Raw genomic sequence first — 25,590 nt, forward strand, 5'->3', positions numbered from 1 at the left:
ATTGGCGAAAGCGCCGCACAACCCGATTGCCGCCGGACAATGACACTGCTGACATTCCGCTTCGCGCCGAGCCCGAATGGCGAATTGCATCTCGGCCACGCCTATTCGGCACTGCTCAACCAGAAAATGGCCAAGGCGGCGGGCGGACGCCTGCTGCTGCGCATCGAGGACATCGACACGACACGCTGCACGCCGGAATTCGAGGCGGGCATTTTTCGCGACCTGAAATGGCTGGGGCTTGGCTGGGAGGAACCGGTGCGCCGCCAGTCCGAGCATTTTGCCGAATATCAGGCTATGCTCGAGCGTCTGATCGAAGAGGAGCTTGTCTATCCAGCCTTCATGAGCAGAAGTGAGATCCGCGCCTTCATCGCCGACAGCGAAAAGCGCGGTCGCGACTGGCCGCGCGACCCGGACGGCGTGCCCCTCTATCCCGCCGCCGACAAGGCGCTGCCGGCCAGCGAGCGTAAGCGGCGCATCGTCGAAGGTGCACCATTTGCCTGGCGGCTAGACGTCGATGCGGCAATGGCGCGGGTCGGCAGGGACCTGACATGGGCCGAATACACGGACGAGACGCTCTCTGGGACGCGTCATGTCGAGGCCCGACCGCAGGATTGGGGCGACGTGATCGTGGCGCGCCGCGAAATCCCGACCAGCTATCATCTCGCCGTCACCTTGGACGACGCGCTGCAGGGCGTCAGCCATGTCGTGCGCGGCCAGGACCTTTATTCCGCGACCAGCGTGCAGCGGCTGCTTCAGCAACTGCTTGGCCTGCCGCAGCCGGCCTATTTCCACCATCGCCTGATCCTCGGCCCGGATGGACGAAAACTGTCGAAGAGTCTTGGCGATACCGGCCTTGCCGCCCAGTGTAAGGCGGGCGCCTCGCCCGACGATGTCAGGCGGCTGGTCGGTCTTTAGACCGGTGAGCCGACGGCCATCAACGGCGCTCCTTCAATTCAAATGACTCTATGGATCAACCGTTTGGTTTTGCTTGCCGGCCCGAACGGCATTAAGCAATCGCCGCAGTCGATCCCTCACCCGAATTCACCGCGGCCTCCGGAAAATGCACAGCCTCAAGCGGTTCATCCCCGCCTCTTTCGTCGTCCTGTGGGCGACCGGCTTCATCGGCGCGCGCTATGCCATGCCGTGGGCCGAGCCTTTTACTTTCCTGGCTGCGCGCTTTGTCCTGGCCGCAATCCTGCTTGTCGCGTTGATGGCCGCGCTTGGTTCGAGCCGCGCCACCCGCGACGAGGCGCTGCACGCAGCCGGCGCCGGCATCCTGATGCATGGGGTCTATCTCGGCGGCGTGTTCTGGGCCATCCACCGGGGCATGCCCGCAGGGCTTTCAGCCCTGATCGTCGGCCTGCAGCCGCTGATCACGGCAGTGCTCGCCGGCCGGCTTCTGGGCGAGGCCATCCTGCCGCGCCACTGGGCCGGTCTCGGCCTCGGGTTGATCGGCGTGGTAATCGTGCTCTGGCCGAAGCTCGGCGCGCTCGGCGGCGGCGTGACCGCCGAAACATTGGGCGCCTCGCTGGTCTCCGTACTCGGCATGAGCGCCGGCACGATCTGGCAGAAGCGTTTCGCCTCCGGCGGCGATCTGGTGGCTGCCACGTTCTGGCAATATGTCGGCGGCGCATCGGTGATGGCTCTGGCCTCGCTCGCCTTCGAGACCCGAACGGTGATCGTCAACGGCGAACTGATCTTCGCCACGGCCTGGCTCGTGCTGGTGCTGTCGATCGGTGCCATCTTCCTGTTGATGGTAATGATCCGCGACGGCGAGATGTCGAAGGTCGCCTCGCTGTTTTACCTCGTGCCGGCCGTCACCGCGGTCATCGCCTGGACATTGTTCGGCGAGCAGCTGAGCCCACTCCAGATCGCCGGCATGGCCATCGCGACGCTCGGCGTCGGGCTGGCGACGGCTCAGCCACCGACGCGGGCGCGCGCCTCCAAATAGCGGCTGATCGCGGCGTTGAGCTCGCCGCCGAGGATGAAGATCGCCGAGACGATGTAGAGGAAGACAACGGCGATCATGATCGAGGCGAGGCCGGCATAGGTCGTCACATAGGACGAGAAATGGTCGAGATAGGCGGCGAAGATGGTCGACCCGATGAGCCAGCCGACCAGCGTGAAGATAATGCCAGGCACGATCGAAACGAACCGGCGCTTGCCGGCCGGCAACCAGAAATGCACGGCGAACAGGCCGCCGATGATGACGACCGAGGCGATGACGTAACGCCAGAGGGTGATCGTGCCCATATAGGGTTTTATCCATTCAAGATGAGATTCGGCCAGCCGCGCCAGCAATGGCGCAAAGACCAGCAGCACGCTGATCGCCAAAAACCCGGCCGTCGCGATCAGCACGAAGATGATGCTCTGCACCCGCCGGTAGATGATGCCGCGCGTTTCTGAGACACGATAGGCGCGGTTGAGCGAGGTGCGCAGCGCCTCGATGCCGTTCGAGGCGAAGTATCCGGCAAGCACGATACCGTAGGTCAACAGGTCGCTGCGCCTGACGGTAAGCACGTTGAGCACTTCGCGCGCGATCGGTTTGGCGATCTGCTCGGGCCATGTGTCGAACACAAGGTGCACGGCGGTGTCGGCGAAAGCCTGCGCGCCGAAAAAACTCGCCAGCGTCGTGGCGAAGATCAGGAAAGGAAAAAGCGCCATCAGCGCGGTGATCGCCAGATGGCTGGCCATTGCCCAGCCGTCGTCGGTGTTGAAATGGCCGAGCGCGTCGTAGAGCACGCGTTTGAGGGCTACGATCTTCCGCAACAAGAACCGCGTTCCCTTCGATTGTCCCGACGCCGCGAATATGGGAAGGGTTTGCGGCAAATGACAACCCTCGGTCAAACCACCATTCCTCCCGAAGAAGAGTTGCGCACCATCATTGTCACCGGTGCCTCTTCCGGAATAGGCGCCTATTGCGCCCATGCTCTTAAGAAGGAAGGCTGGCGGGTGTTCGCAACGGCCCGAAAGCCGGAAGATATCGCTACGCTCGAGGCCGACGGCATCGAGGCCTTTTATCTGGACTACACCGAGCCCGGATCGATCGAGGCGCTGGTGGCGTCGGTGCTGGAGCGGACCGGCGGCCGGCTCGATGCCCTTTTCAACAACGGCGCCTACGGGCAGCCCGGTGCCGTCGAGGACCTGGCGGTCGAAGCTTTGCGGCAGCAGTTCGAGGCCAATGTCTTTGGCTGGCACGATCTCACTCGCCGTGTCGTACCGGTGATGCGCCGCCAGGGCCATGGTCGTCTCGTTCATTGCTCATCGATCCTCGGCCTCGCGCCGCTGCCTTTCCGTGGCGCTTACTCGGCATCGAAGCACGCCGTCGAGGGGCTGATGCTGTCCCTTTATCAAGAACTCCTCGGCAGCGGCATCCATGTTTCGCTGATCGAGCCGGGGGCGGTGAAATCGAAGATCGCCAGCAACAGCCTCCCCTGGTTCCTTGCGAACATCGATCACGAGAACTCAGTCCATCGCCTCGCCTATGCTGTGCAACTCAAACGGCTGCGGGCCGGCGGCAGCACATCGCGGCTGAAGCCCGGGCCAGAGGTGGTTTATGCCGCCTTGCGCCATGCGCTTCTGTCGCGGCGCCCGCGCCCGCATTATGTGGTAACTGTGCCGGCCAGGATCGGCGCGATCCTTAAACGCATCCTGCCGTCTTCGGTACTCTATCGTCTGCTCGCCAAACGCGCCTGAACGCAATCCAACTGGAACACACCATGGCAACTGTCTTCAACATCCTCGCTGTTCTCGTCATGGTCGCCGTGGTGATCGTGCTGATCCGCGGCCTCATCAACATGATGCGCGGCGGCTCCAGCATGACCTCCAACAAGCTGATGCAGACGCGCGTGCTGTTGCAGTTCGTGGCCTTGGTGCTGATAATGCTGGCGGTGTATTTCACCCGTAAGTGACGCACCGGCCGGCAGCCGGGAGGTAACCCGTGGTCAAGCTCAACAAGATCTACACCCGCACCGGCGACGATGGCACCACCGGCCTCGGTTCTGGTGAGCGGCGGCTGAAATCCGACCTTCGCATCGACGCCTACGGCACGGTCGACGAGGCAAATGCCTGCATCGGCATGGCTCGCATCCATACAGCGGCGGTAAATCCGGCGATCGATGCGATGCTCGGCCGCATCCAGAACGATCTTTTCGATCTCGGCGCCGATCTGGCAGTCCCCGATAATGGCAAGCCGCTCGACTACGAGCCGCTGCGCATCATCGCCTCGCAGACCGAGCGCATCGAACAGGACATCGACCTCCTCAACAAGGACCTTGAGCCGCTCAAATCCTTCGTGCTCAACGGCGGTACGCCGGCAGCGGCTGCCCTTCACCTCGCCCGCACGGTGGCCCGCCGCGCCGAGCGCATCATGGTGGCGCTGTCACAAGATCCAGACGAGCACGTCAACCGCGAGGCGATAAGATACATCAACCGTGTCTCGGACTTTCTGTTCGTCGCCGCACGCGCGGTCAATGACAATGGAAATGCCGACGTGCTATGGGTTCCCGGCAAGAACCGCTGAATCCGCCGGAAGCGGGAGAGGCCCGATGTTCATCCCGCTTTACGACACCAACCGGCTGCGGCACATCAAGCTGCAATATGTGACGATCAGCCTGATCGCGCTCAATGTGTTGATCTATTTTGTAACAACACTTGGCGGCGAGGACTTCGCCAACGCCGCGGTATTGGGCCTCGGCTTCATCCCGTCGGTTGTGCATGACAGCGTCGAGCTCGCTCCGCAATTTGTCGTCATTCCGGAGAGCCTGAGCTATCTGACCTATTCCTTCCTGCACGCGGATATCTTCCACCTCGGCGGCAACATGCTGTTCCTGTGGGTGTTCGGCGACAATGTCGAGGATGCGCTCGGCCATGTCCGCTATCTCGTCTTCTACCTGCTTTGCGCCATTGCCGGCGCTTTCTTCCAGGGCTTGGTGGCCTGGGATTCGCAAGTGCCGCTGATCGGCGCGTCGGGCGCCATCGCCGGTGTCGTCGCCGCCTATCTGATCCTTTATCCGCGGGTGAAGGTATGGGTGCTGGTCTTCGCCCGCATCCCGTTGCGCATCCCGGCCTTCATCCCGCTCATCCTGTGGATTCTGTTCCAGATCTTCATGTTTGCCCAGGGTGGCGAGGACCAGGTCTCCTGGGCCTGCCACATCGGCGGCATCATCGCCGGAGCCGTGCTGGTGCTTGTCTTGCGCAGCCGCGGCGTGCCGCTACTCGCCGGCGCCGACGAGGAGCCAGCCGTAGTCGCCGGGCCGGCGCCCATTGCCGTGGAGCCGCCGGCAAGCGATCTGCCGCCCGCCCAGCCGGCGCCGCGCTGGGGCCGGGGAAGCGTTTCCGGGCCGGACTGAACCGATTTGAATGCTTTGCCGAGGATCCGAGTGCGCCCGGGATATTGACGGGCGGGGTCGCCGCAACTACGGAAGCGCCACCCTACTGGCGTGGCGAGACCAGAATTCCGTCCGGAATGTCGGCTTTCGACAACTCTGAAGAGGTGCACGCTGCTATAGCGCGCCCGACGAGCGTGAAGAGACTATCGTGAAAGAGGTGACAGGCAAATGAAGATCCTTGTGCCCGTGAAGCGGGTTGTGGATGCAAACGTCAAGGTCCGGGTGAAGGCGGACGGTTCGGCGGTGGAACTCGCGAACGTCAAGATGGCGATGAACCCGTTCGACGAGATCGCGGTGGAAGAGGCGATCCGGCTGAAGGAAGCGGGCAAGGCCGAAGAGATCATCGTCGTGTCGATCGGGCCGCAACAGGCACAGGAGACCTTGCGCACGGCGCTCGCCATGGGCGCCGACCGCGCCATCCTGGTCAAGACCGACGAGCAGACTGAGCCGCTGGGCGTCGCCAAGGTGCTGAAGGGGGTCGTAGAGGCAGAACAGCCCGGCCTGGTCATTCTCGGCAAGCAGGCGATCGACGATGATTCCAACCAGACCGGCCAGATGCTGGCTGCACTTCTCGGGTGGGCGCAGGGCACCTTCGCCTCCAAGATCGTGCTCGACGGTGACAAGGCCACGGTGACGCGCGAGGTCGATGGCGGCCTGCAGACGCTGGAACTGAAGATGCCGGCAATCGTCACGGCCGATTTGCGGCTGAACCAGCCACGCTACGCGTCGCTGCCCAACATCATGAAGGCCAAGAAGAAGCCGCTCGACGAGAAGAGCCCTGCCGACTACGGCGCCGACGTCAAGCCGCGGCTGAAAGTGATCAAGACCGAGGAGCCGGGCGGCCGCAAGGCGGGCGTTAAGGTCAAGAGCGTCGCCGAACTGGTAGACAAGCTGAAAAACGAAGCCGGCGTGCTGTAAGGCCAGGAAGGGACAACAAAAATGACAATTCTTCTGATTGCCGAACACGACAACGCGACGCTTTCCGACCAGACCGCGAAGGCGCTTTCCGCGGCGCTGCAGATCGGTTCGGACGTGCATGTGCTGGTTGCCGGCAAGGGCGCCAAGCCGGCAGCGGACGCCGCCGCCAAGCTCAAGGGCGTCACCAAGGTGCTGCTCGCCGACGCCGACGAACTGACCGAGCGTCTCGCCGAACCGCTGACGGCGCTCGTCATTTCGCTTGCTGAGCCATACGACACGATCATTGCGCCGGCGACCTCGTCGGGCAAGAACGTCTCGCCGCGGGTCGCGGCCCTGCTCGATGTCGCCCAGATATCGGAAATCATCGAAGTCGTGTCGCCCGACACCTTCAAGCGGCCGATCTATGCCGGCAACGCCATCCAGACCGTGCAGTCGAGCGACGCCAAGAAGGTCATCACCGTGCGCACTGCTTCCTTTCAGGCAGCACCCGAGGGCGGTTCCGCGCCGGTCGAGACGGTTCAGGCGGCAGCCAATCCCGGCCTGTCGAGCTTCGTCGAGAACAAGCTCTCCGAGACCGACCGCCCGGAGCTGACCTCGGCCAGGATCATCATTTCGGGCGGCCGTGCGCTGGGCTCCTCCGAGAAGTTCCAGGAGGTTATCCTGCCGGTCGCAGACAAGCTCGGTGCGGCGGTTGGTGCCTCCCGCGCCGCGGTCGATGCCGGCTATGCGCCGAACGACTGGCAGGTCGGCCAGACCGGCAAGGTGGTGGCGCCCGATCTCTATATTGCCGTCGGCATCTCCGGCGCCATCCAGCACCTTGCCGGCATGAAGGATTCAAAGGTCATCGTCGCCATCAACAAGGACGAGGAAGCGCCGATCTTCCAGGTCGCCGACTACGGCCTCGTCGGCGACCTCTTCGTCATTCTGCCGGAACTGCAAAAGGCGCTTTGACGCCCTCTGCCAAAGCGTATTAAATTCTGCGGGGTGGGGTAGACGAAGTCGCCCCGCCCTTTTAGTTTGCACTGCACAAAAAGCAGGCCGCAAAGGCCTTGACGGGATCGGGTAATGAGCAAGATCGAGACGATCGGCATCATCGGCGCGGGCCAGATGGGTGGCGGCATCGCCCATGTATCGGCGCTGGCGGGCTACAAGGTGCTGGTTTACGACATTTCGCCCGACCGCATCGAAAAGGGCATTGCTACGGTCAGCGGCAACATGGCCCGTCAGGTCGGCTCCGGCAAACTTGAGGAAAAGCTGCGCAACGAGGCGATGGCGCGCATTTCCGCGGCGCCGGCCATGGCCGACCTTGCGGGCGCCGATCTGGTGATCGAAGCGGCGACCGAAGACGAGACAGTCAAACGCAAGATCTATGCTCAGCTCTGCCCGCAGCTCAACCCCGAGGCCATCCTGGCGACGAACACCTCGTCGATCTCGATCACCCGGCTGGCTTCGCAGACCGACCGCCCGGAACGCTTCATCGGCATACATTTCATGAACCCGGTTCCGGTGATGAAGCTGGTCGAGCTGGTGCGCGGCATCGCCACCGAGGACCAGACCTTCGAGGCAGCAAAAACCTATGTGAAGCAGCTCGACAAGACGATCACCGTCTCGGAGGATTTCCCGGCCTTCATCGTCAACCGCATCCTGCTGCCGATGATCAACGAGGCGATCTACACGCTCTATGAAGGTGTAGGCTCGGTCGACGCCATCGATACCGCCATGAAGCTCGGCGCCAACCATCCGATGGGGCCGCTGCAGCTTGCCGACTTCATCGGGCTGGATACCTGCTTGTCGATCATGCAGGTGCTGCATGACGGCCTGTCGGATTCGAAATACCGCCCCTGCCCGCTGCTGGTCAAATATGTCGAGGCCGGTTGGCTCGGCCGCAAGACCGGGCGCGGCTTCTACGACTATCGCGGCGAGCATCCCGTTCCGACGCGCTGATCGCCACCGCTACCAGCGCACGAAAAGCCGTCCGCCGACCGCCCCGAGCGCGGCAAGGCCGGCGATCGCGATCGTATACCAGGTGCCGACGAAAAGCGGCGAATCGTCGAAGCAATGCGCTGCATAGAAGGTCGCCGCCAGCCCGCCGGCAAGCAGGCCCGCGGTCGCACCGGCAAGCACCGGCCTTGTTGGCGCGCCATGGCGCAGCACCGCGAGAAAGACGGCAAGCGGGCCGATGCCGATCAACGGAATGAAGGTCAGGCAGATGACCATGTTCGTGCCGACCAGGCGCGTGCCCCAGTCGGACGCAGGCACGACGAGGAGTTCGAGAATCACGGCCATAATCACCAGCAGCGGCGCGGCGATCACCCAGCTCGCCGCCCGCCCTGTCGATGCACCGGGCGTCGACAGCGCGCGGACGAGGGCAAAGGCGCTGGCGGCTAGAGCAATCGTGAAGACGAATTTGGACAGGAACCGCATCGTGTGCATGGCAAATACGATGTCGGGACGTGGGCCGATCGTCAGCCAGAAAACCGCGGCCGCGATCACGATGGCCGCGCCGGTTGCAAGCAACCAGGCGGCGCCCAGCGGCAGCGCCTTGCTGCGGACATCGGCATCGAGCGCCTTGATAAGATCTTCGGTCCTCATGCTATTCCCGCCCCGCCCCGAACCGTTTGGCAATGGCGGCAAGCCCGCGGTGTAGTGACACCCGCACAGCCGTCTCGCTGATGCCGAATTTCGCCGCCGTCTCGCCGATCGAACGGCCTTCGACCGACACGGCCGAGACGACCGAACGCTGCGCCGGCGGCAGGCAGTCGAGTGCCCGGTTGACGTCACGCTCGCTGACCGTCTCCGATTCCGGCTCGGCAAAGGTCTCGGCGATTTCGTCGATCTCGATCTCGATCCGCCGGCCGCGCCGCCGGAACGCATCGATCAGCTTGAAGCGGGCTATTGCATAAACCCAAGGCAGCACCGGCGCATCATGGCGCCAGGTATGTCGTTTCACATGAATGGCCAGCAAGGCTTCCTGCACGACATCCTCGGGATCGACCCCGCCTTGCACGATCTTGCGCCGGGCAAAGCCACGAACGAGGGCGGCGATCCGGTGCAGAAAGTCGGCATAGGCCCTTTCGTCTCCGGCGATTGCGGCCCGCAGCAGCCGGGAAAGCTCGGCTTCGTCCTTGCCGCTCACAAGAGTTCACTCCCCGATATTCGCGTCTCGGCGCTGATTTGTTACGTGGCCGGCGAAATAATGTCCAAGGCAAATTAGCTGAGCATCACGAAAGTTTGCTCCTTTTGAGCGATTGAGCAGGCCAGCAATGTTGACTGCGCTAGTCATGTATTGATAGGTGCAGCATACCAAGCCAAAGACCATCGAAATCGAGGACGATGCCATGAAATATGCTCTTTCCGCCCTTGCCGGTGCGACAGCACTTGCAATCAGCCTGATCGCCGGCCCGGCGTTAGCCGAGGACGAGGGCATCGTCGTCTACAACGCCCAGCACGAAAACCTGACCAAGGCCTGGGCGGAAGGATTCACCAAGGAAACCGGCATCAAGGTCACCGTCCGGAACGGCGGCGACAGCGATTTCTCCAATCAGATCGTTGCTGAGGGGTCCTCTTCGCCAGCTGATGTGTTCCTGACGGAAAACTCACCGGCCATGGTGCTGGTCGAGACAGCCGGCCTGTTCGCGCCGGTCAACGCCGAGACGCTGGCCCAGGTTCCGCAGGAGTACCAGCCGGCGAGCGGCAAATGGGTCGGCGTTGCCGCGCGCAGCACCGTCTTTGCCTACAACAAGACCAAGCTGACCGCCGACCAGCTGCCCAAATCGCTGCTCGATCTCGCCGATCCGAGCTGGAAGGGCCGTTGGGCCGCTTCGCCCTCCGGCGCGGATTTCCAGGCGATCGTCAGCGCCTTGCTGCAGCTCAAGGGTGAGACTGCCACGGCCGACTGGCTGAAGGCGATGAAAGAGAATTTTACCGCCTACAAGGGCAACAGCACGGTGATGAAGGCGGTCAATGCCGGCGAGGTCGAAGGCGGCGTGATCTATCACTACTACTACTACGGCGATCAGGCCAAGACCGGCGAGAACAGCAAGAATGTCGAGTTGCACTATTTCAAGCACGAGGACCCCGGCGCTTTCGTCTCGGTTTCCGGCGGCGGTGTGCTGGCCACGAGCAAGCACCCGAAGGAAGCCCAGGCTTTCCTGAAATGGGTCACCGGCAAGGGCGGCCAGGACGTGCTGAAAACCGGCGATTCGTTCGAATACGCAGTCGGCAAGGGCGCCGAGTCCAATCCGAAGCTGGTGCCGCTGGCCGATCTGCAGGCGCCGAAAGTCGACCCGACGGCGCTGAACTCGAAAAAGGTGACCGACCTGATGACGGCGGCCGGCTTGCTTTAGCCGGCGTTCGTCCTAAAAGGGCAACCGACTGCGCTCCTGTGGGAATTCGCTTTCCGCGGGAGCGCTCTGTTTTCAAAATGGCATTTGCCCATGACCACAAGCTGCTCGCCACATTGTCGGCCGCCGATCGTTTCCGCCTCCGGGCGGACCCGGCGCAACGTCTGATCTGATGCAGTCTGCGATCGATCTCGCACCTTCAGGCTTGCCGGCCGACACCACGGCCGTGCGGGCACGTCGTTGGTCGGTCTCATGGATTGCGTTGGCTGCCGTCTTTGTCTCGCTTTTCGCGCTGCTGCCGCTTGCCTTCATCGTCTGGGTGGCGGTGCAGACCGGCTGGGAAACGGTGGCGGCGCTGGTGTTCAGGCCGCGCGTCGGCGAGCTTCTGGTCAACACCAGCCTGCTGGTGGTGCTGGCGGTGCCGATCTCGATCGTGCTGTCGGTGGCGCTGGCTTGGCTGACGGAGCGCAGCGATCTGCCGGGTGCCCGCTTATGGGCCTGGCTGTCGGTGGCGCCGCTCGCCATTCCCGCCTTCGTCCACAGTTACGCCTGGATCACCATGGTGCCCAGACTGCACGGCCTGTGGGCCGGCGTGCTTGTGTCCGTCATCGCCTATTTCCCCTTCCTTTATCTGCCGGTGGCGGCGGCATTGCGCCGGCTCGATCCCGCTCTCGAAGATGCAGCGGCAGCCCTCGGGCTCGGCCCGTGGCGGGTGTTTCGGCGTGTCGTACTGCCGCAGCTCAGGCTCGCCATCTGCGGCGGCTCCCTGCTGGTCGGCCTGCACCTCCTGGCCGAATACGGGCTCTACGTGTTCATCCGCTTTGACACCTTCACCACGGCGATCGTCGATCAGTTCCAGTCGACCTTCAACGGCCGGGCCGCCAACATGCTGGCCGGCGTCCTGGTGACCTGCTGTTTCGTGCTGCTCGGGCTGGAGGTGCTGGTGCGCGGCGAGGAACGCTATGCCCGCGTCGGCTCGGGCGCTGCGCGCCACCAGCAGCGCACGAGCCTGGGGCGCGCCACCATCCCTTGCCTGCTGCTGCCCGCTGTCACCACGCTGCTGGCGCTGGGCGTGCCGTTCGTCACCATCGGCCGCTGGCTACTGGCTGGCGGCGCCGATGTCTGGCGGCTCGACGAGATCGGCCTGGCGCTCAGCCAGACACTGTTCCTGGCGATAGCCGGCGCGCTGCTCGCTACCGTCGCGGCAATGCCGATGGCGTGGATTTCGATCCGCGCGCCGGGGCGGCTGCAACGCGTCCTGGAAGGCTGCAACTATATCGTCGGCGCGTTGCCCGGCGTCGTCATCGCGCTGGCGCTGGTCACCATCACCGTGCGTATCGCCATGCCGCTCTACCAGACCTTGTTCACCATCCTGGTCGCCTATGCGCTGATGTTCCTGCCGCGCGCCCTGATAAGCCTCAGGGCGTCAATCGCACAGGCGCCGGTCGAGCTCGAACGCGCCGCCTCCAACCTCGGCCGGTCGCCCCTCAAGGCACTGTGGTCGACGACGATCCGCCTGTCGGCGCCGGGCGCCGCGGCCGGCATGGCATTGGTCGCGCTCGGCATCATGAACGAATTGACCGCAACCCAGATGCTGGCGCCCAACGGCACCCGCACGCTGGCGATGGCGTTCTGGTCCTATAGCGGCGAGATCGACTATGCGTCGGCGGCGCCTTATGCCCTGATCATGGTGGCGATGTCGCTGCCTTTGACCTGGCTGCTCTACGTCCAGTCGAAGCGGATGGCCGGGCGATGAGCTTTCTCGAGCTGAGCGGCATCCACAAGCACTACGGCCCGGTGGCAGCACTTGCCGGCGTCGACCTCAGCGTGGCCAGCGGCAGCCGAACGGCGATCGTCGGGCCATCCGGTTGTGGCAAGACCACCTTGCTGCGGCTGATCGCCGGCTTCGAGGCGCCGGACCAGGGCCGCATCGTGCTCGATGGCGAGGTGCTGGCCGATGGCGACACGGCCGTGCCGGCGCATCGCCGCGGCATCGGGCTGGTGGCGCAGGACGGCGCTCTGTTCCCGCATCTGAGCATCGCCGCCAATATCGGGTTCGGCATGGGCCGTCACGAGGAAAAGCGGAGCGAGCGCATCGCCGAGCTCGCCTATGTCGTCGGGCTGGACAAAGGGATCCTGAAGCGCCGCCCGCACGAACTCTCCGGCGGCCAGCAGCAGCGCGTCGCGCTCGCCCGCGCCATGGCCATGAAGCCGCGGCTGATGCTGCTCGACGAGCCGTTCTCGGCGCTCGACACCGGCCTGCGCGCCTCAATGCGCAAGGCCGTGGCCGAGCTCCTCGAAACGGCCGGCATCACCACCATCCTGGTCACCCATGATCAGGCCGAGGCGCTGTCATTCGCCAGCCAGGTCGCGGTGATGCGCGACGGCAAATTCTCGCAGGTCGGCACGCCGCGCGAGCTCTATTTCAAGCCGAAGGACCGGATGATCGCCGAGTTCCTCGGTGACGCCATCGTCCTGCCGGCCAGGATCGCCGATGGCGTTGCCACCTCGCCGCTCGGCCGCATCGCCGTCGACAGCACGGAGCGGCGCGACGTCGCCCGCATCATGCTACGGCCGGAGCAGGTGCTGCTGAAACGGACATCGCGTGAAGGCATGTCCGGCACGCCGGACATGCTGTTCGGCGAGGTGACGGAATCCGAATTCGCCGGCTCGATGTGCACGATCGCGGTGCGTCTCTTGAACAGCCCCGATCCGCCCGATGCTGCCGCCATCGGCAACACGCCGTTGATCCTGCGCAAGCCGGGCATGGACGCGCCGGCGATCGGCGAGATCGTCCGGCTGACCGTGTCGGGCAAGGCGCATGTGTTTGCCTGAACGGTTTTGCGCAAGGCCGACCTCAATCGACCCGTTTACCGGCCTGATCGAACCAGTGCAGCTTTTCAGACCTGGCCACGACGCGCAATTGGTCGCCTGGCTTGGCGCTGGCGCGGCCTGAGACGCGCACGACGATACGGCTGCCGGCTGCCGCGCAGTGGAGAAAGCTTTCGGCACCGACCGGCTCGACTGCTTCCACTGTCGCCGGCAACGCGAGCGCGCCGGCCGGCGCCTCTGCCGCGAAGGTGATATCGGCATCCTCCGGACGAAAGCCGAGTGTCACCGCCTTGCTTTGTCCAGGCGCCGAGCCAATCACCATCCCGTCCGCCAATACCGAGCCTGGAGAGGCCCCCGTGAGGGCCAGCAGATTCATCGGCGGCGCGCCGATGAAGGAAGCAACGAAGGTCGAGGCCGGCTTCTCGTACACGTCGAGCGGCGCGCCGATCTGCTCGACCAGGCCGGCGTTCATGACGACAAGGATGTCGGCCAGCGTCATCGCCTCAAGTTGGTCGTGGGTGACATAAACCGAGGTGACGCCAAGCGAGCGCTGCAAATTCTTGATCTCGACGCGCATCTGCCCGCGCAATTTCGCATCGAGGTTGGACAGCGGTTCGTCGAACAGGAAGACTTTCGGGTTGCGCACGATGGCACGGCCCATGGCGACACGCTGGCGCTGACCGCCGGAAAGCTCGCGCGGGCGCCGGTCGAGCAGCCCCGAAAGCTCCAGCACCTTGGCAGTCGAGCGTACCCTGCTGTCTATCTCGTCCTTCGGCGTGCCGCGGTTGCGCAGGCCATAGGCCATGTTGTCGTAGACCTTCATATGCGGGTAGAGCGCATAGTTCTGGAACACCATGGCGATGTCGCGCTCGGTCGGGCCAATGGCGTTGACCACCTTGCCGTCGATGGCGACTGTACCGGCCGAAATCGTCTCGAGCCCGGCGATCATCCTCAGCAGCGTGGACTTGCCGCACCCGGAGGGGCCGACCAGCACGCAAAGCTCCTTGTCGGGAATGGCGATGGAAACGCCCTTCACGGCCTCGACGCCGCCGGGATAGATCTTCTTGACATCCTTCAGATCGACGGTCGCCATCGGCTTCTCACTTTTCGGATTCGACCAGGCCGCGCACGAACCAGCGTTGCATCAGCACCACGACCAGGATCGGCGGTACGATGGCCAGCATCGCCGTGACCATGACCAGGTGCCATTGGGTGTCGGCATCGGCGAAGGAAACCATCTTTCGCAGCGCGATGACGATGGTGTTCATGTCGTTGCTGTTGGTGACGAGCAGCGGCCAAAGATACTGCGTCCAGCCGTAGATGAAGAGGATCACGAACAGCGCGGCGATGTTTGTCCGCGACAGCGGTACCAGAATATCGAAAAAGAAGCGCCATGGACCGGCACCGTCGACACGCGCCGCCTCGACCAGTTCGCCCGGGATGGTCATGAAGAACTGGCGAAACAGCAGCGTTGCGGTGGCCGAGGCGATCAGCGGGATGATCAGGCCGGCATAGGTGTCGATCATGCCGAGATCGACCATCACCTTGTAGGTCGGCAGAATGCGCACCTCGACCGGAAGCATCAAGGTGATGAAGATCAGCCAGAAGAAGGTCATGCGCAGCGGAAAGCGGAAGAACACGATCGCGTAGGCCGACAGGATCGAGATGAAGATCTTTCCCACCGCGACGCCGAGCGCCATGATCGTGGTGTTGAGGAGCAGTCTGCCGACGCTGACACCGCCGATACGACCAATGCCGCCGAACAGCGCCTCGCTGTAATTGTTCCATAGCTGGACGCAGGGCAACAGCGGCAGCGGCGGCCTGAGGATCGTTTGCAGCGTGTGCGTCGAGGCAACGAAGGTGTAGTAGATCGGAAAAGCCACGATCAATATGCCAAGGATAAGCACGGCATGGGCGATGACGGTGCGGAGCGGAGATTGGCCGATCATCGCTGCCCTCAGCCGTAATGGACTTTGCGTTCCACATAGCGGAACTGGATGGCTGTGAGCGCGATGACGATGGCCATCAGGATGACCGACTGCGCCGCCGAGTCACCCAGGATCAGATTGACGAAGCCGTCATTGTAGACCTTGTAGACCAGCGTCTCGGTCGTCTTGCCCGGGCCGCCGCCGGTGACGGCATGAACGATGCCGAACGTGTCGAACAGGGCATAGACGGTGTTGACGACCAGCAGGAAAAAGGTTGTCGGCGCAAGCAGCGGGAAGACGATGGTCCAGAAGCGCTTGGTCTCGCCGGCGCCATCCATGGCCGCCGCCTCGATCAGCGTTTTCGGCACCGCCTGCAGGCCGGCGACGAAGAACAGGAAATTGTAGCTGATCTGCTTCCAGGCAGCCGCCGACACCAGCAGGATCATGGCGTGGGTGCCGTTGAGCAGCGGGTCCCATGCGATGCCGAGGCTTCTCAGCAAATAGGCCAACGAGCCGATCGAAGGATTGAACAAGAAAAGCCACAGCATGCCGGCAATCGCCGGCGCGACGGCATAAGGCCATATCAACAGTGTGCGGTAGAGGCCTTTGCCGCGCACGGCCTTCTCGGCCATGACCGCGAGCAGCAGGGCCACAACCATGGCAACGATCGCGGTCGCAAGCGAGAACACCACCGTGACCTTGATCGAGTTGAGGTAGGCCGGATCGGCCAGCACCTTCCGGAAATTGGCAAACCAGACGAACCTGCTCTTCAGCCCGAACGGGTCTTGCCTGAGCATCGACTGGTAAAGCGCCTGACCGGCCGGCCAGTAGAAGAAAACCAGGGTGATGGCGAGTTGTGGCGCCACCAGCAGGTACGGCAGGATCTTGTTGGGAAATACGACGCGTGGAGACAGGCTGATTTCCCTCACTATCCAGGTGTCGCCAACGCGAGCTCGCGTGGGCGATATTTCAACCGACTAACGCATGTCGCCCAAAAGTGCGCAGCGGTTTTGGGATAACGACATGCATAAGAACAAGAGCTTAAAGCGCGTCGCATGTGGCCATTCAAACGCGACGCGCTTTAACCGAGATAATCTCGTCAGTTCTCCAGCGCTTCCTTGATCGCGGCGTTGCCGCGTGTGACCGCATTGTCGAGCGCCTGCTGAGCGGTTTGCTGGCCGGCCAGCATCTTCTCCAACTCCTCATTCTGGATATCACGCACCTGCGGCAGATTCGGCAGGCGCACGCCCTTCGAGTTGTCGGTCGGCGCCTTGCCCGTCATCTGCAGGATGGGTGTCTCGCGGCCGGGGTTTTTGTCATAGAAGCCTGATTTCTTGGTCGCCTCATACGCGGCGAGCGTCACAGGCAGGTATCCCGACTTCTGGTGCAGATATTTCTGCACATCGGTCTTGGACAGATAGGCAAAGAAGGCGGCAACACCCTTATATTCCTCGTCCGACTTGTTGCCGAACACCCACAGGCTGGCACCGCCCGGCGTGGTGTTCTGTGGTGCGCCCTTGGCGTCGCTATCGTAAGGAAGCTGGCCGATGCCATAGTTCATGCCGGACTTGACGATATCGCCGAGGCCGCCCGACGATTCGGTGAAGATGCCGCATTCGCCAGCGAGGAATATCTGCTTGGCTTCGGAGGTGCGACCGCCATACTTGAACGTGCCGTCCTTGGCCAGGTCCGCGAGCGCCTGGAAGTGGTTGACGAAAATTGGCGCATTGATCTTGAGTTCGACATCGCCGCCGGCCAGGCCGTTCTGCTGAGTGGCCCAAGGCACGTCATTCCACGCCGCGAAATTCTCCAGATGGATCCAGGTCAGCCAGGTCGAGGTATAGCCGCAAGGGGCGGCGCCGCTCGTCTTGATCTTCCTGGCAGCTTCCCACACCTCGTTCCAGGTCTTGGGCGGGCTGTTCACGTCGAGGCCTGCCTTCTGGAAAATGTCCTTGTTGTAGTAGAGGATCGGCGACGAGGAGTTGTAAGGGAACGACAGCATGGTGCCGTCCGGCTTCGAATAATAGCCGACGATGCCGGGCAGATACTGGCTCTTGTCAAAGGTCATCCCGGCACTGGTCAGCACATCGGCCGCCGGCTTGATCGCACCCTCGGCCGCCATCATCACGCCGGTGCCGACGTCGAACACCTGGAGGATATCGGGCGCCTGGCCGGCGCGGAAAGCGGCGATGCCGGCATTCAGCGTCTCCGGATAGGTGCCCTTGAACACCGGAACGAGCTCATAGTCGCTCTGGCTGGCGTTGAAATCCTTGGAGATCTTGGCGACGACCTCGGCGTTGGCGCCGGTCATGGCGTGCCACCAGCTGATCTGCGTGACGGCGAAGGCGGAGGTGGTGGAAAGCAGGGTCAAGGTGGCGGCAACACCGGCCGCGAAGCCGAAGAACTTCATGTTTCATCTCCCGTTTGTCATTGGCGAAAGGGGCACTCTCGCAAAGCCAATATGTGGCGCTGATGACAATCGGACAACGGTTTTGTTGCGGGTCAATGAACATCGCTTCCGGCTAAAGTGCGCTCGCTACCGAAAGCGTCGCCAGGAACTACATCACCGCCTTCTCGGCGGAGCGCATCGGTTTTCCCCCGAAAAGGCCCGCCTCATGGCCCGCGGGTTAACCATTCGTTAAAATCTCCAAGAGCTAATCAGTCACACCTCCCCTGTTATTTGGCAGACCGAGTGAACCCAGGATGCTGACGGTCTATAATTGTATTGTAAGTCAGCACGACCTGAGACTGGTCGCACTTGCCGCCCTCGTCTGCGGCATTTCTTGCTTCTCTGCAGTAAATCTCCTTAAGCACGTCGGCCGATCGACCAACCGAAACCGGCTTGTCTGGCTAATGATCGCCGCAACTTCGACCGGGTTCGGCATATGGGCGACGCATTTCATCGCCATGACTGCGTTTACGCCGGGAATACCAAACGCATACAATCCGGGATTATCCGCCTTTTCGCTTGCCGCCGCCGTCATCCTGACCGCGCTTGGGATGTGGGTTGCCACCTTGCGCCGCGGCATCGACCATTTCCTCGTCGGCGGTGCCATTCTCGGTGGTGCCATCGCGACGATGCACTACATCGGCATGGCGGCGTTCGAGGTCGAGGGCCGGATCGTATGGAACCTGCTCCTTGTCGCGATATCGCTTCTGGCCGGCGGGACGCTCGCGGCAATGGCGCTCCTTGTCGTCTTGCGCCGCCCGTCCGCGCTCGCAACACTTGGTGGCGCCGCGCTTTTGACGCTGGCGATTTGCAGCTTGCATTTCATCGCGATGGGCGCGGTGTCGATCATTCCGGATTCCTCGATTGAAATATCCGAACATTCCATCGAGCCCATTTCCCAGGCCTTTGCCGCAGCGGTCGCCAGCCTGGTAATCCTTGTGCTGTCAGGCGCCGCGCTGTGGATCGACCTGCGCTTTCGCCGGCAGAGGCTCGAGGCCGATCGCATGCACGATCTCGCCAATGCCGCGGTCGAAGGGCTGATCGTTTGCGATGGCACACGCATAGTCAGCGCCAATGACAGCATGGCGAAACTGACGGGCACGGCGACAGCCACCCTGAACACGATGCAACTCGGCGAGCTGTTCGATGGACAGAGCGCAGCCGATGTATCCGGCTTCGGCGAACAGGCACAAGAAACGAAATTGAGGGGCAGCGACGGCACGAGAATTCCTGTCGAGCTGATCGCCAGGAAGATCGCCTACTGCGGCAGGCCTCATACGGTGCTTGCCGTTCGCGACATCCGTGAGCGCAAGAAGGCGGAAGAAGAGATCCTCCGTCTCGCGCATTTCGATCCACTTACCGGGCTTGCCAATCGGCGGAGCTTTTCTTCCCGGCTCGAAGCAGAAATCGCTTCGATGGAGCGTGGCAGCAAGGATGGATATCTGGCGCTCCTGCTGCTTGACCTCGACCGATTCAAGCAAGTCAACGACCTCTACGGCCACAGCGCCGGTGACGCCATGCTGCAGAAGCTGGCGCACTGCATTTCCGGCATTCCGCGCCACGGACAGATGCTCGCGCGTCTCGGCGGCGACGAGTTTGCCGTCTTAGCTCCGAACCTCCCCGACCCCCTGGCCGCAGGCCGCATAGCCGAGGACTTGCTGGCGGCGATCCGGGAGGAAAACAGGGTTTCAGTCGGCTCCGGCCTTGTTTCGGCCAGCATCGGCATCGCCTTCTTTCCGCTGGATGCCGAAGATCAGGCCGGCCTGATCGGCCATGCCGACACGGCACTCCATCGCGCCAAGACCGAGGGCAGGGACACGTATCGTTTTTTCGAGATAGCCATGGGCACCGCGGCCCGCGACAAGCGCGTGATGGAGCATGAACTGCGCCAGGCGATCGCCCGCAAGGAGTTCCACCTCGTCTACCAGCCGCAGAAGGAAATCCGCAGCGGCAAGATGATCGGCTTCGAAGCCCTGGTCCGTTGGCAGCATCCGGAGCGGGGCGACATTTCCCCGGCCGTTTTCATCCCCGTGGCCGAGGACAGCGGCGCCATCGCGCAGATCGGCGACTGGGTGCTGACGACGGCTTGTAACGATGCAGTTCGCTGGACAAATCCGCTGATGGTCGCCGTCAACGTCTCCGCCGTGCAGCTTCACAATCCGAACTTCAGCCGCAAGGTGCACGACGCACTGGCGAGATCCGGCCTCGCACCCGGCAGGCTCGAACTGGAGATCACCGAAACGGCCCTAGTGAAGGACATGCCCCGCGCATTGGCAACCTTGAGGCAGGTCAAGGCGCTTGGCGTGCATGTGGCGATGGACGATTTTGGCACCGGATATTCTTCGCTGTCCAACCTTAGCGCCTTTCCCTTCGACAAGATCAAGATCGACGGGTCGTTCATCAAATCGGTCGATAAGAACGGCCAGTTCGCGGCGATCGTCCGCGCCGTGCTGGGGCTTGGACGCGGTCTCGGGCTGCCGGTCCTGGCGGAGGGCATCGAGACGCCGGGCGAATTGCAGTTCCTTGACGCCGAGGCTTGCGAGATCGGGCAAGGCTATTACCTCGGCAAACCGGCTCCGATCGAGACATTCGGCGAGTTGACGGGCGTCACGGCTCCGGCAGTCCGCGCCGCCAGCCGGCGCGGCGCAAGCATCGCCGTGCTCAAGCCGCGCCTGCGCACGGTCTGAGCCTATCCCGGCTGAAGCGCTGCCTCGACCAGACGCTTGGCATCCGGCCCTGACCATTCGGCCGGGCCGTTCATATGGGCGATCAGGCAGCCTTGCCCATCGATCAGCATGGTGACCGGCAGACCGAGCGCCAGGCCGCGCGTCTTGACGTCGTTGAACAGTGCCATGGTGGCATCGCGATAATAGCCGAGCGCCTTGACCCCGGTGTCCTCGAGGAACTTCTTCGGCTTGGTATCGTCGCCGGCATCGACGTTGACTGCAACAACCTGAAACGCGTCGCTGCCCATCTCCTTCTGCAGTGCATCGAGCGCCGGCATTTCGGCGCGGCAAGGTGCGCACCATGTTGCCCACAGATTGAGCAGCACCGTCTTGCCGGCATGATCGGCGATCGTCGTCGGCTTGCCGTCGGGGCCGTTGAAGGCGAGGCTTTTCAGCGATTGCGGCGGATCCGCCGGCAAAAGCGCGGCGACTTGACCGGTAGCGGCCGCGGCGATCTTCTTGGCATGGTCGGTCCTGGCGGCGCAGGCGACGTCGTCCTTGCCGCCGCCGGCGGCCACTTGCGCGGGCGCGTTGTTGCCAGAACCGCTTTCCCTGACATATACCGCGACCGCGCCGGCCAGCACGCCCGCAACCAAAGCGGCGAGGATGAGACGCAAAGCCGGGAAAAATCTATTGCCGTCTGCCATTTTTCAAAAACTGCTCCGGAGCACGGGTTATAGCGATGAGCGACAAGAAGGCCAGCAACCAGATGTGGGGCGGACGTTTTGCCTCGGGTCCGGCCGCAATCATGGAAGCGATCAACGCGTCGATCTCGTTCGACCGCAAACTCTATGCCCAGGACATTCGCGGCTCGATCGCCCATAGCGAGATGCTGGCGCAAACGGGCATTATTTCGGCGGCCGATCAAGAAAAAATCAGTCACGGGCTGAACACGATCCTGGCAGAGATCGGGGCCGGCACATTCGAGTTCTCGACCAGGCTGGAAGACATCCACATGAATGTCGAGGCCCGCCTCGCCGATTTGATCGGCCCTGCCGCCGGCCGCCTGCACACTGCCCGCTCGCGCAACGACCAGGTGGCGGTCGACCTCAGGCTCTGGGTCAAAGACGAGTGCTTTCGTGTCGCCGAGGCGCTGAAAGGCCTGATCACAGCGTTCCTCGCCCGGGCCGAGGAGCATGCGGCAACGGTGATGCCGGGCTTCACCCACATGCAAGCGGCGCAGCCGGTGACCTTCGGCCACCACTGCATGGCCTATGTCGAGATGTTTGCGCGCGACCTGTCGCGCGTCCGCGACGCGATCGAGCGGATGGACGAAAGCCCGCTCGGTGCGGCCGCCCTCGCCGGCACCAGCTTTCCGATCGACCGGCACCAGACGGCAACGGCGCTTGGTTTTCGCGAACCGATGCGCAATTCGCTCGACAGCGTTTCGGACCGCGATTTCGCGCTGGAATTCTTGGGGCTGGCGGCGATCTGTGCGACACATCTGTCGCGGCTGGCCGAAGAGATCATCATCTGGTCGACGCCGCAATTCGGTTTCGTCAGGCTGTCGGATAGCTTCTCGACGGGTTCGTCGATCATGCCGCAGAAGAAGAACCCCGACGCCGCCGAACTGGTGCGCGGCAAGACAGGCCGTGTCACCGGCCATCTGGTCGGCCTGCTGACGGTAATGAAGGGCATGCCGCTGACCTATGGCAAGGACATGCAGGAAGACAAGGAATCCGTCTTCGACGCGGCAGAGACGCTCGACCTGATGCTGGCGGCGATGACCGGCATGATGCGCGACATGACGGTGAACACTGCCGCGATGAAAAAGGCGGCGGGCGCCGGCTATTCGACTGCGACCGACCTCGCCGACTGGCTGGTACGCACGCTCGGCCTGCCGTTCCGCGAGGCGCACCATATCACTGGCCGGGCGGTGGCGCTGGCCGAGGACAAGAAGGTCGGGCTCGACAGGCTTTCGCTGCAGGATTTGCAGTCCATTCACCCCGGTATCAGCGCCGACGTGTTTTCGGTTCTGGCCGTGCAGAATTCTGTAAGGAGCCGCACAAGCTTCGGCGGCACCGCGCCGTCCGAGGTGCGCAAGCAGATCCGCTACTGGAAAAAGCGGCTCGCCAAGGCGTAAGACGCGGGGTGCAATGGCCGCAAAACTCGGATAGAAGCGCTGCGGGCAACAGTTTCGGACGGATGACGCGATGACCGGAAGCAGGATTTTGGTGACGCTGACGCTGCTAGCGGCGATGGCGACCGTTGCGGCCTGCGGCAGGAAGGCTGCGCTCGATACGCCCTACGCGGCAGCCGTGCAGGCGCGCAAGGACGCCGAGAAGGCCAAGCAACCTTTGCCGCCGGAGCCGGAAAAACCTGTCGAGGACAAGAAATTCATCCTCGACCCGCTGCTCTGATTTTCGGACCGATCTCGTGAACCATTTCGACTACCGCGACGGCGTACTGCATGCCGAGGACGTGGCGATATCAGATATCGCCGCCAGTGTCGGCACGCCGTTTTATTGCTATTCGACGGCGACGCTGACCAGGCATTTTCGCGTCTTTGCCGAAGCTTTTGCCGGGCTCGACGCGCTCGTCTGCTATGCCATGAAGGCGAATTCCAACCAGGCTGTGCTGAAGGTGCTGGCAAGGCTTGGCGCCGGCGCCGACGTGGTCTCGGAAGGCGAACTGCGCCGCGCTTTGGCTGCCGGCATTCCGGCAAGCAAGATCCTGTTTTCAGGCGTCGGCAAGACCGCGCGCGAAATGGATTTTGCGCTCTCGGCCGGCATTCTCTGTTTCAACGTCGAATCCGAACCGGAGCTGGAGCTGCTGTCGGCCCGCGCCACCGCGCTGGGCAAGATCGCGCCGATCTCGCTGCGCATCAACCCGGATGTCGACGCCAGGACGCACAAGAAGATTTCGACTGGGAAGGCCGAGAACAAGTTCGGCATTCCCTGGCAGCAGGCGCGGAAGGTTTATGCCCGCGCGGCTGAGTTGCCGGGCATCAGGATCACCGGCATAGATACCCATATCGGCAGCCAGATCACCGAATTGCAGCCCTTCGACGACGCCTTCGCGCTGCTGGTGGAACTGGTCGGCGCGTTGCGTGCCGACGGGCATGCCATTGAGCATATCGATGTCGGTGGTGGCCTCGGCATTCCCTACCGCGTCGACAACAACCCGCCGCCTTTGCCCGAAGCCTATGCCCAGATCGTCAGTAAGCATGTCGCCAAGCTCGGGCTGAAAGTGATGTTCGAGCCGGGCCGGCTGATCGTCGGCAATGCCGGCATCCTGGTCTCGGAGGTCATCTTCGTGAAAGAGGGCGACGCCAAGAACTTCCTCGTCGTCGACGCCGCGATGAACGATCTGATCCGGCCGACCCTTTACGACGCCTTCCACGACATCAGGCCGGTGGTGCAGCAGCCGGTCGCGGCACCGCGCATGAAGGTCGACGTCGTCGGCCCGGTCTGCGAGACCGGCGACTATCTCGGGCTCGACCGTGACCTGCCCAGGCTGAAAGCCGGCGACCTGATCGCTGTCGCCACCGCCGGCGCCTATGGCGCCGTCCAGGCCGGCACCTACAACACCAGGCCGCTGGTGCCGGAAGTGCTGGTCGACGGCGACCGCTTCCACATCGTGCGCCCGCGCCAGACCTATGACGAATTGATCGGGCTGGATTCGGTGCCTGATTGGTTGACCTGAGAGATACCTTGCAGCGCTACAGCCGGTGCTGGATGAGCGCCCTGGCCTCGGCGATCCTGTCCTCGTTCCGGCGATAGAATATCCACTGCTTGATACGCTTGCTGCGCAAAAGCCTTGCCTGGGTGAGCACGCGCATATGCTCGCTGAGCGTCGCCTGCGTGATCCCCAGCTTTTCCGCGATCAGCAGCGCGCAGACCCCGTCCTCGACCAGATCACCGTCCGCCTGCGGCGGAAAATGCGCGCGCGGGTCCTTGAGCCAATCGAGGATCTGCAGTCTGCGCTCGCTGGCAATCGCTTTGAAGACGTCGACCTCTTGCATTTAGGCACTTTGCCAAGTTACTAAGTAATGTCAACTCTGAATGGCAACTCTGGGAGTGAAGCATGCTGCATGGCCACACGATCACCCGCGAGCGCATTGCGGCGATGGAACCCCGCATCCGGCCCTTCGTGCGCCACACGCCGGTGCTGCGCGTCGACATGGCCGATTTCGACCGCCCGCCTCTGCCTGTCGACCTGAAGCTCGAATGCCTGCAGCATTCCGGCTCGTTCAAGGCGCGTGGCGCGTTCACCAATCTCCTCGAACGGCCGGTTCCCGCAGTTGGCGTCGTCGCCGCATCGGGCGGCAACCACGGCGCCGCGGTCGCCTATGCCGCCATGCGGCTCGGCCATAAGGCGACTATCTTTGTTCCCGAAGTGAGCCCGCCGGCCAAGCTGGACCGCATCCGCGGCTATGGCGCCGAGCTGATCGTCGGCGGCGCCCGTTATGCCGAGGCGCTGGCCGCCAGCGAGAGCTTCGCCGAAAAATCCGGCGCGCTGCAGATCCACGCCTTCAACCAGGAGGAGACGCTGGTCGGGCAAGGCACGCTGGGCCTCGAGATCGAGGCCGACCTGCCGAAGCTCGACACGCTGCTGGTCGCTGTCGGCGGCGGCGGCTTGATCGGCGGCATCGCCGCTTGGTTTTCCGGCCGCATCAGGATCATTGCCGTCGAGCCGGAGGGTGCGCCGACGCTACACCGCGCTTTCGAGGCGGGCCGGCCTGTCGATGCTCCGACCGAGGGCATCGCCGCCGATTCGCTCGCGCCGAAGCGCGTCGGCGAAATGATGTTTCCTATCGCTGAGGCGTTCGTCGAGCGCTCGATCCTGGTCGGCGACGGCGACATTATCGCCGCCCAGGCGGCGCTGTGGGATCATGTGCGAATCATCTCCGAGCCGGGCGGTGCGGCCGCCTTCGCGGCGCTCCTGTCCGGCCGCTACAGGCCGGCTGTGGGCGAGCGCGTTGCCGTTCTGGTCTGCGGCGCAAACGCCAATCCAGCGAAATTTTGACAATATCCGGGGCATTATTGTTCACGTTTTGGGGAA

The 25,590-nt window shown here is 63.2% G+C and carries 26 protein-coding genes; 17 read left to right on the forward strand and 9 right to left on the reverse strand.

Annotation, left to right across the window (positions count from 1 at the left end; genetic code table 11):
• The first annotated feature begins 39 nt into the window (after positions 1–39).
• Positions 40–915: a tRNA glutamyl-Q(34) synthetase GluQRS gene (gene gluQRS / locus NKH63_RS05120; protein WP_023721066.1), complete on the forward strand. Its 876-nt coding sequence runs from the start codon at positions 40–42 to the stop codon at positions 913–915.
• Between the two features lie 145 nt (positions 916–1,060).
• Positions 1,061–1,951 (forward strand): DMT family transporter, encoded by an 891-nt coding sequence (locus NKH63_RS05125; protein ID WP_023721067.1) that lies wholly within the window; start codon positions 1,061–1,063, stop codon positions 1,949–1,951.
• Here NKH63_RS05125 and NKH63_RS05130 read toward each other — a convergent pair.
• The gene (locus NKH63_RS05130) at positions 1,918–2,772 is read right to left on the reverse strand and encodes a YihY/virulence factor BrkB family protein (RefSeq protein WP_031194564.1); all 855 of its coding nucleotides are present in this window, start codon (positions 2,770–2,772) and stop codon (positions 1,918–1,920) included. The two genes, NKH63_RS05125 and NKH63_RS05130, sit on opposite strands and share 34 nt — an antisense overlap.
• Before the next feature lie 57 nt (positions 2,773–2,829).
• On the opposite strand from NKH63_RS05130, the gene NKH63_RS05135 reads away from it, so the two are divergent.
• From NKH63_RS05135 to NKH63_RS05165, 7 genes are all read left to right on the forward strand, one after another.
• Complete coding sequence (locus tag NKH63_RS05135; protein ID WP_352483565.1) at positions 2,830–3,696, forward strand: SDR family oxidoreductase; 867 nt, start codon at positions 2,830–2,832, stop codon at positions 3,694–3,696.
• A gap of 23 nt (positions 3,697–3,719) precedes the next feature.
• Positions 3,720–3,911, forward strand: a complete 192-nt coding sequence (locus NKH63_RS05140) for a twin transmembrane helix small protein (RefSeq protein WP_023677950.1) — start codon at positions 3,720–3,722, stop codon at positions 3,909–3,911.
• Between the two features lie 29 nt (positions 3,912–3,940).
• The gene (locus NKH63_RS05145) at positions 3,941–4,522 is read left to right on the forward strand and encodes a cob(I)yrinic acid a,c-diamide adenosyltransferase (protein WP_023721070.1); all 582 of its coding nucleotides are present in this window, start codon (positions 3,941–3,943) and stop codon (positions 4,520–4,522) included.
• Positions 4,523–4,547: 25 nt separating this feature from the next.
• Positions 4,548–5,351 (forward strand): rhomboid family intramembrane serine protease, encoded by an 804-nt coding sequence (locus NKH63_RS05150; RefSeq protein WP_023721071.1) that lies wholly within the window; start codon positions 4,548–4,550, stop codon positions 5,349–5,351.
• A gap of 207 nt (positions 5,352–5,558) precedes the next feature.
• Positions 5,559–6,308 (forward strand): electron transfer flavoprotein subunit beta/FixA family protein, encoded by a 750-nt coding sequence (locus tag NKH63_RS05155; RefSeq protein ID WP_023677947.1) that lies wholly within the window; start codon positions 5,559–5,561, stop codon positions 6,306–6,308.
• A 21-nt stretch (positions 6,309–6,329) separates the two neighbouring features.
• The gene (locus NKH63_RS05160) at positions 6,330–7,259 is read left to right on the forward strand and encodes an electron transfer flavoprotein subunit alpha/FixB family protein (protein WP_352917662.1); all 930 of its coding nucleotides are present in this window, start codon (positions 6,330–6,332) and stop codon (positions 7,257–7,259) included.
• A gap of 114 nt (positions 7,260–7,373) precedes the next feature.
• Positions 7,374–8,252 carry a 3-hydroxybutyryl-CoA dehydrogenase gene (locus NKH63_RS05165; protein ID WP_023721073.1) on the forward strand — a complete coding sequence of 293 codons (879 nt, stop codon included), beginning with the start codon at positions 7,374–7,376 and terminating at the stop codon, positions 8,250–8,252.
• Between the two features lie 9 nt (positions 8,253–8,261).
• On the opposite strand, the gene NKH63_RS05170 is transcribed toward NKH63_RS05165, so the two are convergent.
• Both NKH63_RS05170 and NKH63_RS05175 read right to left on the reverse strand, forming a co-directional pair.
• Positions 8,262–8,900, reverse strand: coding sequence for an NrsF family protein (locus tag NKH63_RS05170; RefSeq protein ID WP_352917663.1), 639 nt, complete (start codon positions 8,898–8,900; stop codon positions 8,262–8,264).
• A gap of 1 nt (position 8,901) precedes the next feature.
• On the reverse strand, positions 8,902–9,444 hold the full coding sequence (locus NKH63_RS05175) for a sigma-70 family RNA polymerase sigma factor (RefSeq protein WP_352917664.1): 543 nt from the start codon (positions 9,442–9,444) through the stop codon (positions 8,902–8,904).
• A gap of 202 nt (positions 9,445–9,646) precedes the next feature.
• Here NKH63_RS05175 and NKH63_RS05180 point away from each other — a divergent pair, with 202 nt between their 5' ends.
• The 3 genes from NKH63_RS05180 to NKH63_RS05190 all read left to right on the forward strand — a co-directional run bounded on the left by NKH63_RS05180 (position 9,647) and on the right by NKH63_RS05190 (position 13,486).
• Complete coding sequence (locus NKH63_RS05180; RefSeq protein ID WP_352717286.1) at positions 9,647–10,654, forward strand: iron ABC transporter substrate-binding protein; 1,008 nt, start codon at positions 9,647–9,649, stop codon at positions 10,652–10,654.
• 169 nt (positions 10,655–10,823) lie between these two features.
• Entirely contained in the window at positions 10,824–12,407 is a 1,584-nt protein-coding gene (locus NKH63_RS05185) for an ABC transporter permease (protein ID WP_352917665.1), read from the forward strand.
• A complete protein-coding gene (locus NKH63_RS05190; RefSeq protein ID WP_023721080.1) occupies positions 12,404–13,486 on the forward strand; it encodes an ABC transporter ATP-binding protein in 1,083 nt (360 codons plus the stop codon). Before NKH63_RS05185 ends, NKH63_RS05190 begins: the two co-directional genes overlap by 4 nt.
• A gap of 22 nt (positions 13,487–13,508) precedes the next feature.
• On the opposite strand, the gene NKH63_RS05195 is transcribed toward NKH63_RS05190, so the two are convergent.
• The 4 genes from NKH63_RS05195 to ugpB form a co-directional block, all read right to left on the reverse strand.
• Positions 13,509–14,576 (reverse strand): sn-glycerol-3-phosphate import ATP-binding protein UgpC, encoded by a 1,068-nt coding sequence (locus NKH63_RS05195; protein ID WP_023721081.1) that lies wholly within the window; start codon positions 14,574–14,576, stop codon positions 13,509–13,511.
• 7 nt (positions 14,577–14,583) lie between these two features.
• Entirely contained in the window at positions 14,584–15,432 is an 849-nt protein-coding gene (gene ugpE / locus NKH63_RS05200; protein WP_352917666.1) for a sn-glycerol-3-phosphate ABC transporter permease UgpE, read from the reverse strand.
• Between the two features lie 8 nt (positions 15,433–15,440).
• Entirely contained in the window at positions 15,441–16,325 is an 885-nt protein-coding gene (gene ugpA / locus NKH63_RS05205) for a sn-glycerol-3-phosphate ABC transporter permease UgpA (protein WP_352483564.1), read from the reverse strand.
• Between the two features lie 185 nt (positions 16,326–16,510).
• Complete coding sequence (gene ugpB / locus NKH63_RS05210) at positions 16,511–17,821, reverse strand: sn-glycerol-3-phosphate ABC transporter substrate-binding protein UgpB (protein WP_352641359.1); 1,311 nt, start codon at positions 17,819–17,821, stop codon at positions 16,511–16,513.
• A 293-nt stretch (positions 17,822–18,114) separates the two neighbouring features.
• Here ugpB and NKH63_RS05215 point away from each other — a divergent pair, with 293 nt between their 5' ends.
• A complete protein-coding gene (locus tag NKH63_RS05215; protein WP_352483520.1) occupies positions 18,115–20,547 on the forward strand; it encodes a bifunctional diguanylate cyclase/phosphodiesterase in 2,433 nt (810 codons plus the stop codon).
• A 2-nt stretch (positions 20,548–20,549) separates the two neighbouring features.
• On the opposite strand, the gene tlpA is transcribed toward NKH63_RS05215, so the two are convergent.
• Positions 20,550–21,233, reverse strand: a complete 684-nt coding sequence (tlpA, locus tag NKH63_RS05220) for a thiol:disulfide interchange protein TlpA (RefSeq protein WP_352483519.1) — start codon at positions 21,231–21,233, stop codon at positions 20,550–20,552.
• A gap of 35 nt (positions 21,234–21,268) precedes the next feature.
• Between tlpA and argH the strand changes: the two genes are divergently transcribed.
• The 3 genes from argH (at position 21,269) to lysA (ending at position 24,231) form a co-directional block, all read left to right on the forward strand.
• The gene (gene argH / locus NKH63_RS05225; RefSeq protein WP_352483518.1) at positions 21,269–22,669 is read left to right on the forward strand and encodes an argininosuccinate lyase; all 1,401 of its coding nucleotides are present in this window, start codon (positions 21,269–21,271) and stop codon (positions 22,667–22,669) included.
• A gap of 70 nt (positions 22,670–22,739) precedes the next feature.
• Positions 22,740–22,946 (forward strand): hypothetical protein, encoded by a 207-nt coding sequence (locus tag NKH63_RS05230; protein WP_023677931.1) that lies wholly within the window; start codon positions 22,740–22,742, stop codon positions 22,944–22,946.
• Between the two features lie 16 nt (positions 22,947–22,962).
• On the forward strand, positions 22,963–24,231 hold the full coding sequence (lysA, locus tag NKH63_RS05235; protein ID WP_352591122.1) for a diaminopimelate decarboxylase: 1,269 nt from the start codon (positions 22,963–22,965) through the stop codon (positions 24,229–24,231).
• Between the two features lie 16 nt (positions 24,232–24,247).
• On the opposite strand, the gene NKH63_RS05240 is transcribed toward lysA, so the two are convergent.
• Positions 24,248–24,550 (reverse strand): ArsR/SmtB family transcription factor, encoded by a 303-nt coding sequence (locus NKH63_RS05240; RefSeq protein WP_352591125.1) that lies wholly within the window; start codon positions 24,548–24,550, stop codon positions 24,248–24,250.
• A 62-nt stretch (positions 24,551–24,612) separates the two neighbouring features.
• On the opposite strand from NKH63_RS05240, the gene NKH63_RS05245 reads away from it, so the two are divergent.
• Complete coding sequence (locus tag NKH63_RS05245; RefSeq protein WP_352483515.1) at positions 24,613–25,554, forward strand: threonine/serine dehydratase; 942 nt, start codon at positions 24,613–24,615, stop codon at positions 25,552–25,554.
• Positions 25,555–25,590: the final 36 nt, after the last annotated feature.

It is taken from the genome of Mesorhizobium sp. M0960, from assembly GCF_040319055.1.
Taxonomy (GTDB): Bacteria; Pseudomonadota; Alphaproteobacteria; order Rhizobiales; family Rhizobiaceae; genus Mesorhizobium.

What these genes read in the sequence shown, in the direction of transcription:
- NKH63_RS05125 (WP_023721067.1), top strand. Translation starts at nt 1,061, where the DNA reads ATGCACAGCCTCAAGCGGTTCATCCCCGCCTCTTTCGTCGTCCTGTGG.
- NKH63_RS05245 (WP_352483515.1), top strand. Translation starts at nt 24,613, where the DNA reads ATGCTGCATGGCCACACGATCACCCGCGAGCGCATTGCGGCGATGGAA.
- ugpB (WP_352641359.1), bottom strand. Translation starts at nt 17,821, where the DNA reads ATGAAGTTCTTCGGCTTCGCGGCCGGTGTTGCCGCCACCTTGACCCTG.
- NKH63_RS05185 (WP_352917665.1), top strand. Translation starts at nt 10,824, where the DNA reads ATGCAGTCTGCGATCGATCTCGCACCTTCAGGCTTGCCGGCCGACACC.
- NKH63_RS05150 (WP_023721071.1), top strand. Translation starts at nt 4,548, where the DNA reads ATGTTCATCCCGCTTTACGACACCAACCGGCTGCGGCACATCAAGCTG.
- NKH63_RS05135 (WP_352483565.1), top strand. Translation starts at nt 2,830, where the DNA reads ATGACAACCCTCGGTCAAACCACCATTCCTCCCGAAGAAGAGTTGCGC.
- NKH63_RS05215 (WP_352483520.1), top strand. Translation starts at nt 18,115, where the DNA reads ATGCTGACGGTCTATAATTGTATTGTAAGTCAGCACGACCTGAGACTG.
- NKH63_RS05170 (WP_352917663.1), bottom strand. Translation starts at nt 8,900, where the DNA reads ATGAGGACCGAAGATCTTATCAAGGCGCTCGATGCCGATGTCCGCAGC.
- NKH63_RS05155 (WP_023677947.1), top strand. Translation starts at nt 5,559, where the DNA reads ATGAAGATCCTTGTGCCCGTGAAGCGGGTTGTGGATGCAAACGTCAAG.
- NKH63_RS05195 (WP_023721081.1), bottom strand. Translation starts at nt 14,576, where the DNA reads ATGGCGACCGTCGATCTGAAGGATGTCAAGAAGATCTATCCCGGCGGC.
- ugpE (WP_352917666.1), bottom strand. Translation starts at nt 15,432, where the DNA reads ATGATCGGCCAATCTCCGCTCCGCACCGTCATCGCCCATGCCGTGCTT.
- NKH63_RS05240 (WP_352591125.1), bottom strand. Translation starts at nt 24,550, where the DNA reads ATGCAAGAGGTCGACGTCTTCAAAGCGATTGCCAGCGAGCGCAGACTG.
- NKH63_RS05230 (WP_023677931.1), top strand. Translation starts at nt 22,740, where the DNA reads ATGACCGGAAGCAGGATTTTGGTGACGCTGACGCTGCTAGCGGCGATG.
- NKH63_RS05165 (WP_023721073.1), top strand. Translation starts at nt 7,374, where the DNA reads ATGAGCAAGATCGAGACGATCGGCATCATCGGCGCGGGCCAGATGGGT.
- tlpA (WP_352483519.1), bottom strand. Translation starts at nt 21,233, where the DNA reads ATGGCAGACGGCAATAGATTTTTCCCGGCTTTGCGTCTCATCCTCGCC.
- argH (WP_352483518.1), top strand. Translation starts at nt 21,269, where the DNA reads ATGAGCGACAAGAAGGCCAGCAACCAGATGTGGGGCGGACGTTTTGCC.
- NKH63_RS05190 (WP_023721080.1), top strand. Translation starts at nt 12,404, where the DNA reads ATGAGCTTTCTCGAGCTGAGCGGCATCCACAAGCACTACGGCCCGGTG.
- gluQRS (WP_023721066.1), top strand. Translation starts at nt 40, where the DNA reads ATGACACTGCTGACATTCCGCTTCGCGCCGAGCCCGAATGGCGAATTG.
- NKH63_RS05160 (WP_352917662.1), top strand. Translation starts at nt 6,330, where the DNA reads ATGACAATTCTTCTGATTGCCGAACACGACAACGCGACGCTTTCCGAC.
- NKH63_RS05180 (WP_352717286.1), top strand. Translation starts at nt 9,647, where the DNA reads ATGAAATATGCTCTTTCCGCCCTTGCCGGTGCGACAGCACTTGCAATC.
- NKH63_RS05140 (WP_023677950.1), top strand. Translation starts at nt 3,720, where the DNA reads ATGGCAACTGTCTTCAACATCCTCGCTGTTCTCGTCATGGTCGCCGTG.